Origin of the sequence: Moritella sp. F3 (assembly GCF_015082335.1) — a bacterium.
In the GTDB taxonomy this organism is placed as follows: Bacteria; Pseudomonadota; Gammaproteobacteria; order Enterobacterales; family Moritellaceae; genus Moritella.
On the sequence record NZ_BLRL01000011.1, the window covers coordinates 51,560 to 64,355 of the forward strand.

General features: G+C 40.6%; 12 protein-coding genes. 5 read left to right on the plus strand and 7 right to left on the minus strand.

The features are described 5' to 3' along the window. Positions 1 to 115: 115 nt before the first annotated feature. Complete coding sequence (gene crl, locus JFU56_RS16670) at positions 116 to 526, minus strand: sigma factor-binding protein Crl (protein ID WP_198438400.1); 411 nt, start codon at positions 524 to 526, stop codon at positions 116 to 118. Positions 527 to 767: 241 nt separating this feature from the next. Continuing rightward, positions 768 to 1,229 carry a xanthine phosphoribosyltransferase gene (gene gpt, locus JFU56_RS16675; protein WP_198438401.1) on the minus strand — a complete coding sequence of 154 codons (462 nt, stop codon included), beginning with the start codon at positions 1,227 to 1,229 and terminating at the stop codon, positions 768 to 770. Positions 1,230 to 1,554: 325 nt separating this feature from the next. On the opposite strand from gpt, the gene JFU56_RS16680 reads away from it, so the two are divergent. The 3 genes from JFU56_RS16680 (at position 1,555) to JFU56_RS16690 (ending at position 4,166) form a co-directional block, all read left to right on the plus strand. Next, positions 1,555 to 3,012 carry an aminoacyl-histidine dipeptidase gene (locus tag JFU56_RS16680; RefSeq protein WP_198438402.1) on the plus strand — a complete coding sequence of 486 codons (1,458 nt, stop codon included), beginning with the start codon at positions 1,555 to 1,557 and terminating at the stop codon, positions 3,010 to 3,012. A gap of 172 nt (positions 3,013 to 3,184) precedes the next feature. Then, the gene (locus JFU56_RS16685; RefSeq protein WP_198438403.1) at positions 3,185 to 3,625 is read left to right on the plus strand and encodes a phosphoadenosine phosphosulfate reductase; all 441 of its coding nucleotides are present in this window, start codon (positions 3,185 to 3,187) and stop codon (positions 3,623 to 3,625) included. 139 nt (positions 3,626 to 3,764) lie between these two features. Next, the gene (locus tag JFU56_RS16690; protein WP_242065993.1) at positions 3,765 to 4,166 is read left to right on the plus strand and encodes a hypothetical protein; all 402 of its coding nucleotides are present in this window, start codon (positions 3,765 to 3,767) and stop codon (positions 4,164 to 4,166) included. 102 nt (positions 4,167 to 4,268) lie between these two features. Here the strand turns inward: JFU56_RS16690 and JFU56_RS16695 are convergent, their stop codons facing one another. From JFU56_RS16695 to JFU56_RS16705, 3 genes are read right to left on the minus strand one after another with little or no spacing between them, the layout of a single operon-like run. Next, on the minus strand, positions 4,269 to 5,030 hold the full coding sequence (locus JFU56_RS16695; RefSeq protein WP_198438404.1) for a phosphoadenylyl-sulfate reductase: 762 nt from the start codon (positions 5,028 to 5,030) through the stop codon (positions 4,269 to 4,271). After that, the gene (cysI, locus tag JFU56_RS16700) at positions 5,023 to 6,711 is read right to left on the minus strand and encodes an assimilatory sulfite reductase (NADPH) hemoprotein subunit (protein ID WP_198438405.1); all 1,689 of its coding nucleotides are present in this window, start codon (positions 6,709 to 6,711) and stop codon (positions 5,023 to 5,025) included. The genes JFU56_RS16695 and cysI overlap by 8 nt, the downstream gene beginning before the upstream one ends. Then, positions 6,711 to 8,507 carry an assimilatory sulfite reductase (NADPH) flavoprotein subunit gene (locus tag JFU56_RS16705; RefSeq protein ID WP_198438406.1) on the minus strand — a complete coding sequence of 599 codons (1,797 nt, stop codon included), beginning with the start codon at positions 8,505 to 8,507 and terminating at the stop codon, positions 6,711 to 6,713. Before JFU56_RS16705 ends, cysI begins: the two co-directional genes overlap by 1 nt. Positions 8,508 to 8,717: 210 nt before the next feature. On the opposite strand from JFU56_RS16705, the gene JFU56_RS16710 reads away from it, so the two are divergent. After that, positions 8,718 to 9,524 (plus strand): enoyl-CoA hydratase, encoded by an 807-nt coding sequence (locus tag JFU56_RS16710; RefSeq protein WP_242065994.1) that lies wholly within the window; start codon positions 8,718 to 8,720, stop codon positions 9,522 to 9,524. A 268-nt stretch (positions 9,525 to 9,792) separates the two neighbouring features. Continuing rightward, entirely contained in the window at positions 9,793 to 10,143 is a 351-nt protein-coding gene (locus JFU56_RS16715) for a DUF3802 family protein (RefSeq protein ID WP_198438407.1), read from the plus strand. Between the two features lie 82 nt (positions 10,144 to 10,225). Here JFU56_RS16715 and ilvN read toward each other — a convergent pair whose 3' ends face one another. After that, positions 10,226 to 10,720, minus strand: a complete 495-nt coding sequence (ilvN, locus tag JFU56_RS16720) for an acetolactate synthase small subunit (RefSeq protein ID WP_019441678.1) — start codon at positions 10,718 to 10,720, stop codon at positions 10,226 to 10,228. Further along, entirely contained in the window at positions 10,717 to 12,444 is a 1,728-nt protein-coding gene (locus JFU56_RS16725) for an acetolactate synthase 3 large subunit (protein WP_198438408.1), read from the minus strand. Before JFU56_RS16725 ends, ilvN begins: the two co-directional genes overlap by 4 nt. Positions 12,445 to 12,796: the final 352 nt, after the last annotated feature.

Sequence of the window (12,796 nt, forward strand, 5' to 3'; positions counted from 1 at the left end):
TGATAGACGGGGAAAGTACAGTGAAACACTGCACTTTTATCAGATCACGCGTGGCATTTATTCGCAAACCACAGGATCGGATAGAATTGATGAAAATAACAACATAATGAGGATGCTATGCTGCAGACAAGATTAGCGTCTTAGCTAAGATAGAGGACGGTTTGAGGTTGAAGTGTAATTGCTCAGTCAAACACACTGATAATTTTTCATAAAAAGCGTTAAGCGATTGTGTCACGTCTTTCTGACACGCTTTAGGGATTGACGTTACGATCCACTCACCAGCTTTATTGTAAGTACCAAATTGATAGTGATATTCAAAGGTATTATCCACTAATTCCATCTCTAACCACCAACCATAAAATTGGCGTTCGTCAGGCTCTGCTGTGGCATCAATACAGATACTAAAACAATCAAAGAAAAATGCTGTCGGTTGGCAATTATTCTCTCTTAAATAAGGACCAAGCGCATTTAAAATACGAATTCGTTTACGAAAATAAATCAAGTTTGGATCAGTCGGTATTACCATAATGATTATCTCTCATTAGTTGTTCGTGATAAGCGAGACGTGATGAGCTAAGCGTTATAAATAATTAACTATAAATGTGGGAGGGTAACTAGTAAGTATAGTGAACAACAAGGCAGAGGCAAACTATAAGACCAAATAATGACCTTTAATCAGAATAAAAAACTAACAAATAACAGTGTTGCGATTTACAACACTGTTTAATAACGAGAATACAGACTGACGTATATTCTCGTTAATTTAATTAACCTTGTTTACAGATTGGTTCTACGAACTCAATAGCCATATCCCAAGGTAGTTCAATCCAAGTATCTTGGCTGATGCGAGTAACAAAATCGTCAACTAAGTGCTCACCAAGTGGCTTAGCATAAACGGTTACAAATTTACCTTTAGGGTACATGCTGCGAATTTTCTTCGCCGTTTCACCGCTATCAACTAAATCATCAATAATAATAAAACCTTCGCCGTCGCCCGGTGCTGATTTTAATACCGTCATATCACGCTGATGATCGTGGTCGTAGCTTGAGATACATACAGTATCAACATGACGTAATTCTAATTCACGCGCCAGAATAGCAGAAGGTACTAAACCACCGCGGCTAACCGCAATAATTCCTTTCCACTGTGATGCAGGAAGCAGCTTACGAGCAAGTTTACGCGTGTCGCGCTGTAAATCATCCCAAGATACTATAAATTTATCACTCATTTAACCAACCTCTATATACACTTAGCGAATACACTAATGTGTAGCAATATAAAATCATCAACGACGGGTTTATGCACAAAAAAACAGCCCTTTGTACACTCAATTTGTAACCCGTAAAGATACCAGTACTTGACCCCGAGGACAAGTTATTAGCTGGAGATTACCTCTTAAGGAGCAGGATAAAACAGCAACTTGTTTACGGTATCGCAGAACTATAGATTAACATAGTCCATTTGGCATATTCCTCTTTACTATCGCAATAAACTGGAACATCCTTTGTATCATGCTAAATATAATGATTAATTCCAATTAAGGAGCTACCCAAGTGGCAAATTTAAGTAATTTAGAACCGCAAGTTGTCTGGAATATTTTTGAACAAATGTGTGCTAACCCACGCCCTTCAAAGCATGAAGAGAAAGTCTCTGCGTGGATCCAGCAATTAGCCAAAGATCATAATATCGAATGCAAAGAAGATAAAGTCGGCAACCTGTTCCTACGTAAAGCTGCAACTGCAGGTATGGAAGACCGTAAAGGTGTCGTACTGCAAGCACACATGGACATGGTTCCACAAAAAAATTCTGACACCGAGCACAACTTTATTACCGACCCTATCGATGCTTATGTTGACGGCGAATGGGTTACAGCCCGTGGTACAACATTAGGCGCTGATAATGGTATTGGTCTAGCGGCAAGTCTTGCTGTTATTTTTTCAGACAACATCGAACATGGTCCGCTTGAAGTACTTGTCACTATCGATGAAGAAGCAGGCATGACAGGCGCATTTGGTCTTGAAGCAGGTTGGTTAGAAGGTGATATCCTACTAAACACTGATTCAGAAGATGAAGGCGAAGTATACATGGGTTGTGCTGGCGGTATCGATACCACCGTATCTTTCCCAATTGAACGTGAAGATACACCGACAGATCACCAGACATTTGAAATATCTCTTTCTGGTCTAAGAGGCGGTCACTCAGGTGTTGATATTCACCTTGGTCGCGGTAATGCCAACAAATTACTGGCTCGTTTCTTAAAAGAAGCAGGCCGTGATATGGGCGTTCGCTTGGTTGAGATTAACGGTGGTTCACTACGTAACGCCATTCCACGTGAAGCTTTTGCAGTTATTACTGTTGCGCCGACGAAGCGTGAAGAATTTAAAGCATGTTTAGAATTCTTCGCCCAAGCAGTTAAAAAAGAGCTTATAGCGACAGAACCTGATTTTTCAATCTCATTGATTCCGGTTCCAAATGAACCAACAGTGATGACTCAAGATTGTCAGACTCGCCTTATTGCTGCATTGAACGGTGTATTCAATGGTGTAATGCGCATGAGTGACGAGATTGAAGGTGTCGTTGAAACATCATCTAATCTTGGTGTTATTCAATCACGCGGTAAAGCCGTCCATATTCAATGTTTGATCCGTTCTTTAGCAGACTCTTGCCGTCTTGATGCACAAGAAATGATCGCATCTGTATTTGAACTTGCGGGTGCCGACGTCACATTTAGTGGAGCTTACCCAGGCTGGAAACCAGATACGAGTTCACCAGTGATGCAAATCATGCGTGATGTATATGAAAAAGAATTTGGCTCAATTCCAAAAATCATGGTTATCCATGCAGGCCTAGAGTGTGGTTTATTCAAGACTTCATACCCGACAATGGACATGGCGTCATTTGGCCCAACGATCTGTTTCCCACATTCTCCAGACGAGAAAGTGAACATTGAAACAGTAGGTATGTTCTGGAAATACTTACTGGCGATCCTAAAAGCAATCCCAGCTAAATAAGTAACATCGCCTTATAGTGCTCAATTCTGTCACAATGAGCGCGCGGTCAATGATCATAAAGCCAAGTCTCGCACTTGGCTTTTTTGTGGCTAAAATACTAATATAACAGCAGCATAATGATACTAAAGTAACAACAGCATAATGCTACAACATCCGTTAATGGTGATCGCCTATGAATGAAATTCTCGAACTGCAAACCAATCAAGTGTCTTTTATCAGTGGCTTAATGGCTGGTTTTTCTTTATCGATCGCCGCGCAAATTTTGCGTAATCACCGTAAAAGTATTTATAGTACCATCACCCTATTGATGTTTACCCTGACATCTTTACTCTTTGTTGTCGCACTGTATATCGACGTGCGTTTAAGCATTGAAGTAGCGTCTATAACAACCTTCTCCATACCAGTATTAGAAAAGATAAGTCAAATACGTGCGATTGGCACAGCATCAGCGAGTGCAGCCTTATTTTTGTTCATTATCGCTATTGGCATGCTGACTTGGTTACAAGGTAAAATGGCTGGTATATGCGGTACACTACTCGCCTTTATCGCGTTGTTGTTAGTTATCATCGCCAAATATAAAATTGATGCCATAGCACTTTTATTACATCCCTAATCAGACATTTAACTAGATTTACGCCGTGATGGTTTGTTCGCTTAGTCCTCCATGTATGTCCATTGAGGGATGACGCTAGGCTGTTATATTTGCTACAATTTAACAATATAAACGACCCTATTGAAAGAATAAGCGAGTGATGATGAAAAAAATACCCATTTTAATAATCAGCCTAGTCAGCTGCTTGTCGACATTTGCTGTTCAAGCCAATAGCGCAGATGACGCATGGGTCGCCTCTAAAGACGCGATGGGAGAAGCATGGGATAAAACCAAAGAAGCAACGAATAAAGCCATGGAAGCCGCGAGAGGTAAAACCGACGAGCTATTAGAAAATAGTGCGGATAACAGCGATGAATGGTTCGAGTCCATAAAGCAAGGGGCTGAATCTGGCTGGGATACAACCAAACAAAAAGTAAAAGAGTTGCAAAAAGAATTAGATGAAGCCAATAAATCAACGTCGGAAGATGAAAAAGAGCAAAAACCAACTACACCAGAAGCAGCGCCGATTGATAACGCTATTCCTGAATGGCAAAAAGCTTAGCACCAACGAGTTAGCACTAAGCTTTATTCAGCAAGACATTAGTTTCAAGACAAGAGCCTTCAAGACATCAACCTGCAAAATAAGTGAATAACAGCTTAACGGTTAAATACCGCTGCCACCCACTTCATCACTTTCTTCATGTAAACCACATTCACGCTTTAGACCAAAGAAGCGTGTTTCTTCTTCCGTCATGCCTGCTTGCAGTGGTCGTGATGTATGTACATCACCAACAGATACATAATTTTGCTCCCACAACGGATGATAATTTAAACCGTTGTCTTGCAAATAATAATGAATTTCTTTGTTGGTCCAATCAATAATAGGCAAAAATTTAAAACAGCCATTTTGAATAGACAATACCGGTAATGCTCCGCGACTTGATGACTGACTGCGACGTAAACCAGAGAACCACACTTGCGCACCTAATTCTTTTAGCGCACGTTTCATTGGTTCAACTTTATTAAGCACATTGTATTGAGTAATTCCCTCGACACCCTGTTCCCATAATTTACCATAGCGCGACTCCTGCCAAGCTGCAGACTGTGGCGCAGTATATATCTGTAAATTAAGGTTTAGCTGCTCTGTTAATTCATCAATAAACTGATATGTCTCGGGAAACAAGTGCCCGGTATCGGTTAAAATAACCGGAATATCAGCTTTAAACTGTGTTAATAAATGCAAGCAAACTGCCGCTTGGATGCCAAAACTCGATGATAATACTAATTTGTCACCTAATTCTGTCACTGCCCAATCGACACGCTGCTGCGCTGTCATTTCCTCTAGCTGAGCATTAACCACTGTTAAAGCCGCTCTCTGACTAGCCTTATCTAACGTTAATAATTCATCTAGGTTCAATTTAGCCATGGAAATCTCTCGACGCAATAATTACAGGTTGAATCACTTCACTACGCACCACAAAATCACCAAAGCGCTCATCTGCTAAGCCATTGCTTGCCCATTCAGCAATCAGAGTATCAAGTATTGATAAAATTTCAGCTTCACCAATATTCTCACGGTACATCTTGTTTAAACGCATGCCGTTATTCTTCGCGCCCAAATACATATTGTATTTACCAGGACCTTTACCAACAAAGCCAACTTCCGCTAGGAATGGACGACCGCAACCGTTTGGACACCCCGTCATACGCATAACAAAGTGTTCATCTGGAATACCGTGTTTTGCTAACAGGCCTTCAACTTTAGTCACTAATGATGGCAAATAACGCTCGGCTTCAGCCATTGCTAACGCACATGTCGGTAAGGCAACACACGCCATCGAGTTTAGACGTTGCTGGCTTAACTCATCAGAGTACAAACCATATAAACGTGCAAGACGCTCTATTTGTTCTTTATCTTGCTCTGCGACACCAGCAATAATTAAGTTTTGGTTCGCTGTCATTCTAAAATCACCTTGGTGGATCTTAGCTATTTCAACTAACCCTGTTTTAATCGGATGGGTCTCGGTATCAACAATACGGCCATTCTCAATAAACAGCGTTAAATGCCATTTATTATCTACACCTTTTATCCAACCAAAACGATCACCACGTGTAGTGAACACTATGGCTTTTGGAACTTCAAATTTAATACCTGAACGTAGTTCGACTTCTGCACGGAATTTATCAACGCCGTTATCTTCTAGCGTATATTTCAAACGTGCACGTTTACGATCTGTTCGGCAACCCCAGTCACGTTGTACAGTTAACACCGCCTTCGCGACTTCAACTGCATCTTCAGGTTTAACAAAACCTAAATCATCCGCTAAACGTGGGAAAGTATTCACATCACCATGAGTCGTCCCCATACCGCCGCCAACTAACACATTAAAACCAGCTAATTTACCGTTATCACCCACAGCAACAAAATTTAAATCATTAGCATGAATATCAACGTCGTTATGCGGTGGGATAGCCACGGCGATCTTAAATTTACGCGGTAAGTAAGTCGGACCATACATAGGCTCAACTTCATTACTGGTGACTTTCTCACCGTCTAACCATAATTCAGCATAGGCATTAGTGTTCGGCAATAAATCATCACTTAAACGAATGGCCCAAGCGTAAGCCTCTTGATGTAATTCAGATTCAACCGGATTCGGCGTACACATCACATTACGGTTTACATCACCACAAGCAGCAATCGAATCAAGGTTAACCGAGCCTAATGCTTGAATCAGTGGTTTCACCTGTGGCTTTAAAATACCGTGATACTGAAACGTTTGACGCGTCGTTAAACGAATGCTGCCATAAATTGTTAAGTCACTAGCAATGCGATCTATTTCTAACCACTGCTGCGGTGTACAAATACCACCGGGAACACGCGCTCGTAGCATAAAACTATGGCGAGGTTCTAATTTTTGTTTCTGACGCTCTGCGCGGATATCACGATCATCTTGCTGATAGAAACCATGGAATTTAGTCAATTGCATATCATCATCTGACAGTCCGCCAGTGATTTGATCTGCAAGACCTTCAGCAATAGTACCGCGTAAAAGATTACTTTCCGTTTTAATGCGTTCGTTAACCGCTAATTTAATGTCGCTCATCAGTAAACATCCCTCTGATAACGTTTATTTCGACGTAGTTCCGCAACATACTCTTCTGCTTCACTACGCGCTAATTTACCTTGTTCTGCTACAATGTCGATTAATGCTTCATTCACATCTTTCGCCATTCTATCGCCGTCACCACAAACATAAACATGAGCGCCTTGCTCTAACCAAGCATACAATTCAGCTGCATTTTCACGTAAGCGATCTTGTACATAAATCTTTTCAGCTTGATCGCGTGAGAACGCCACATCCATTTTAGTTAATAGACCTGACTTTAAATAATTCTGCCATTCTGTTTGATACAAGAAGTCATCAGTAAAATGTTGGTTACCAAAGAACAACCAGTTATTACCGGTTGCTTCACGTACATCACGTTCCTGCACAAAAGCGCGGAATGGTGCGATGCCGGTACCAGGGCCAACCATGATCACTGGTGTTTCATCATTACTCGGCAGGCGGAAGTTATCGTTATGTTCAACAAACACCTCAACTTCAGCGCCTTCTTCAAGGCGTTGTAGGAACCCTGAAGCACCACCAATACGTTGTTCGCCGCTTTGCTGATAATCAACAACAGCAACAGTGAGATGCACCTCGCCTTCCGCCTCGTTAGGACTTGATGCAATTGAATAGAGGCGTGGTGTTAACTTACGTAAGCCAGCAAGTAGCTGCGTGGCCGTTAATTTTGCTTTCTTTTCATCAATAACGTCTAAGATTTGACGACCATAACAATAATTACGTAACGCTGTTTTATCATCGAGTAGCTTAGTTAATTTCTTCGAACCCGATATCTCAGCATATGCTTGAATGAAGCTCGGGTAGCTCTGAGTGAGTTCAAAACTATTAATCAGCGCATCGCGTAAACTTGGTGTGCTGTTAGCAACGGTGACCGTTTGCGCTCCATCTAGCTCTAATTGATCTAGGATTGAATCAACAAGTATTGGATCATTCTTAAACCAAATGCCTAACGCATCACCCGCCTGATAACTAATACCAGAATCTTCTAACGCGATTTCAAAATGACGAATATCTTTACTTGAAAAACGCCCGGTTATCTTTTGATTCACGAGCAGTTCTGTTTTAAATGGGTTCTTTTTAGAATACGTATTAGCAACGTGATTTGACGCCATCGCAGCAATTGGTGCTGCAGCCGTAGTCGCTTCTTTCAACGTTGCTTTAATTGCTGCGAGAGCCTGCTCGATCCACGCTGCCACAGCATCATCATAATCAACATCGCAGTCAGCTCGCGCAACCACAGCTTCTGCGCCTAAGGCAGCTAAACGATCATCAAACTCTAAACCGGTTTGGCAATAAAACTCATAACTTGAATCACCTAGGGCACAAACACTGTATTTCAATGTTGGTACTTTAGGCGCTTTTTTAGACGCTAAAAATTCATGGAAGGTAATCGCATCATCAGGTGCTTCACCTTCACCATTGGTACTTGCGACAATGAGCAAGTGTGATTCTGCTTTCAATTCTTTGGCTTTATAATCAGCCATATTGAGCAGTCGAGCTGCAATGCCTTGTGCTTGAGCTTGTTCAAAAAGTTCTGTTGCAACACCTTTCGCATTACCGGTTTGTGAACCAAATAAAATAGTGACACGCTGGGCAGGCTGAGAAGCCACACCTTGAGCCTGAATTTGACTTCCAGATGCTTGGCTTATCCCTGCCAAATATCCACTTACCCACGCGGTTTGCGTTGGTGACAAATCATTAAGTGCCAATTGCAGTTTCGATAACTGCGGCTCACTCAACGGACTCGTCAATGATGATAGTTCCTTTAATAGCATATTACGGCTTCCACTGTGCTGAATTAAATTAAGATTAACGACTGTTAAGGATAACCACAAAGAATAAATAATGATTTTTTATTCCATTTTGTTATAAGCAAAAAAGTTGGCTAGCGTATATATAACAAATAAACCACTAATAATATTAACATTAGCGGTACCAAGCATTAACATTAGTAGTTCAATTCATCGGCGTTACATGGCAAAATAGTGGCCTCACAAAACCATTATCAGGATGACAAAATGGCGACTTACTTACTCACAGAATTGAATGCACAAGGCGTACTTACTTTAACGCTCAATCGCTTAGATAAGCTTAATGCATTTAACGGGGCCTTTTATACCGAATTAGCGCAGGCTTTTCGTCAAGCGGATGACAACCCAGAAGTACGTGTGGTGATATTACGCGGCTCAGAAAATTGCTTCTGTGCAGGTAATGACATGGCTGATTTCATGAATGGGATGGATTTTTCTAAAGACCAACCATTAGTGCAGTATATGTTGGCGCTATTACACTTTTCAAAACCTGTTATCGCCGCAGCAGCAGGCCCAGCAGTTGGTATCGGCACTACGATGCTGATGCATTGTGATCTAGTTTATCTTGCTGATAACACGGTATTACGTCTACCATTTACCGATCTTGCCGCGGTTCCTGAGTATGCCGCGAGTCTGATACTACCTCGTTTAGCAGGCCATCAACGCGCCGCTGAACTGATGTTACTCGCAGATAAATTTGATGCGCAAACCGCAGTAGAAATAGGCCTAGCCAATAAAGTACTGCCTGCAGATGAATTATTTGCCATGGCCGAAAAAAGTGCACTCAAACTAGCCGCAAAAGCACCAGCATCACTGCGTAACACCAAAAAATTAATGAAAGCTGAATTGATTAGTAAGATCGAACAAGTGATCGATGTTGAGCTTGAATATTTCTCCGATGCACTTAACAGCGAGGAATCAAAAGAAGCGGTCAGTGCCTTTATGCAAAAGCGTAAACCAGACTTCTCACGATTTAATTAATACTTAGATTCAAATGTTAAGTGCATAACCCAAGGCTACCCACTTATAGCTATTTAATGTTAATTAACTGAAATACGTGTAGCAACATTATTGATATACCGCAAAGTAGAACAGAAAATAGCGCTTTGTTTTCTGTTCTACTTTACCTATCGAAGCCCTCAGCGCATAATTGAACCTTATACATGTTTATATCTACAACGCGTTAGAATTTGTCTAAGCGAGTAGCAACGCACAACATGTGATGTTTATATTTGAAGTGGTAAAAATAATGATAACAAACAGTGATGGTTACATTCAGCTAATCCACTTTTTAGCAGATAACTTAGCTATTTTTGAAAACCATAGTCAGCAAACTGCGTCTACAACAGACACCATAGGTGATATTTTTTCTGAACATATCGCCAATAATACAATGATGGTGTGTAATCAACATCACCAGCTTACTGAAAAACACCGTTTTATCGTGATCAGAGAGATCGATGCAATTGTCAGTGATTTAGAAGAAGTATTATCAAGTGCTTGGGATATCTCACCGAGTAATGAGCAGATGGTATTTATCGAAGAATTTGTTGGTTTAATGAAAAATTTATTTGATAGTGAATTAGCTAAATTAGCATAAGCGCTAGCTTAAAATAATGAATTAAAACAAAATAAAAAGCCAGCTCACATGAGCTGGCTTTTTTATGCGTTTAAAAGCGAGATTATGCTTTTAAACAACGTTCACCACGAGCAATACCACAAACACCACTTCGAACAACTTCTACAATTTCAGTGCTCGATGCTAATGTTTGAATAAAGGCATCAAGCTTATCGCTATCGCCCGCAAGTTGTACTGTATATAAAGAATCAGTGATATCAACGATTTGGCCACGGAAAATATCCGATGTACGCTTTACTTCTGCACGTACAAAACCAGCTGCTTTAACTTTAATTAGTAACAGCTCACGCTCAATGTGTGGACCTTCTGTAAGATCGCTCACCTTAAGGACATCAATCAGCTTGTTTAATTGCTTCATGATCTGTTCCACTACCGCACGGTCACCGTTAGTAACCAACGTTAAACGCGAAAGCGTTTCATCATCAGTCGTCGATACAGTCAACGATTCAATGTTATAACCACGTTGTGAGAACAAACCAACGATACGTGATAACGCACCTGATTCATTTTCTGTTAATACTGAAATTATACGTCTCATGATGTGGTTTTCTCCGTCTTACTAAGGTACATATCATCCATTGCGCCATATTTGATTTGCATCGGATACACATGTTCTTCAGGATCAATAATGATATCCATGAATACAACACGGTGTTTATTTTCTTCCGAGAAACACTCAGCAAAAGCTTTATCAAGATCTTCAGGTTTACTCACCTGAATACCAACGTGATGATACGCTTCAGCCAATTTAACAAAGTCTGGCATAGACTCCATATAAGAATGAGAATGACGGCCATCATAGAACATTTTCTGCCACTGCTTAACCATGCCTAATGCACCGTTATTCAGGGTAATAATCTTCACTGCAATACCATACTGTAGACAAGTAGATAGCTCTTGAATATTCATTTGAATAGAACCGTCACCAGAAATACAACACACCACTTTTTCTGGGTTAGCAATTTTAGCTCCCATTGCAGCAGGGAAACCAAAGCCCATCGTGCCTAAACCACCAGAGTTAATCCACTGACGCGGTTTATCATATGGGTAATACAAGGCACCAAACATCTGATGCTGACCCACATCTGAGGCAATTATCGCTTTACCATCAGTATGTTTGTACAAGGCTTCAATTGCACCTTGCGGCTTAATTGATGTACCCGTTTCATAACTTAAGCATTGCTTAGTACGCCAGCTATCAATTTGTTTCCACCAAGCTGCACGCTCTTCTTCATTTGCGGTAACATCCAATTCTGCAATGATTTCAAGCATCTGCTCAACAACCACTTCGATAGAACCAACAATTGGAATATCAGCGTGTACAGTTTTAGAAATTGATGTTGGATCAATATCAACATGAATAATTTTTGCTTCAGGACAGAACTTATCAATCGCATTCGTTACACGGTCGTCGAAACGAGCGCCTAAGCAAATAATAAGGTCTGAGTTATGCATCGTTTTATTTGCTTCAAACGTACCGTGCATACCTAACATGCCAACATTTTGTGGATGTGTACCAGGGAAAATGCCCAGTCCCATCAATGTATTTGTTACTGGTAGGTTTAATTGCTCAGCAAATTTCAATACTTGTGCTTCAGCGTTAGCGATAACTGCGCCACCACCAACATAAAGTACTGGTTTTTTAGCTGTTGAAATCGCTTTAACCGCTTTACGTACTTGGCCTTTATGACCCGATTTAACGGGGTTATATGAACGCATTGATACGTTCTCAGGATATTGGTACGGAAATTTAGCTAACGGATTTTGCGTATCTTTTGGTAAATCAATTACCACAGGTCCAGGGCGACCCGTTGACGCGATATAAAACGCTTTTTTAATAGCATCAGGGATGTCAGCAGCTGTTTTACATAAGAAACTGTGTTTTACGATTGGGCGAGATACGCCCATCATGTCCGTTTCCTGGAATGCATCGTTACCGATCATTGATGTAGGAACCTGACCAGATAACACAACCAGCGGGATAGAATCCATATACGCTGTTGCAATACCAGTAATACAGTTTGTCGCACCAGGTCCCGATGTAACGAGGACGGTACCAACTTTCCCTGTCGAACGTGCATAGCCATCTGCAGCATGTACTGCAGCTTGCTCATGACGTACTAAAAAATGTTCAATTTGACTTGATTCGAATAACGCATCATAAATATCAAGAACAGAGCCACCAGGATAACCGAAGATATGCTCAATACCCTCATCTTCCAGTGAGCGGATTACCATTTCGGCACCAGACAACATTTCCATAAGCAGGCCCTCCCGGCCCATTTCCTAATTCTAGTTTGACAACTGCTCACACCGTAACAAATCCGTTACAAATTTGAACTTCCCATTGAATTAGATTTAACTTTATTTTTATTGGTTTATTTACTGAAATTAACAAAATAAAATCATCTTTAAAAGGGATATGAGAAATTAAATATTAAAAAATTTCATTATCGTCACTTACAACGATATATTTCAACCTTAAATATGATAAAAAAAACGAACAGCAACCTGATAAGGCGTTGATTTAAAGTGGAAAAGATTATTTTGAAGAATGTTTTCGAAGTAATTAACACAGTTATTTTAAAATGTTCTATTTAATGAATCATCAAGT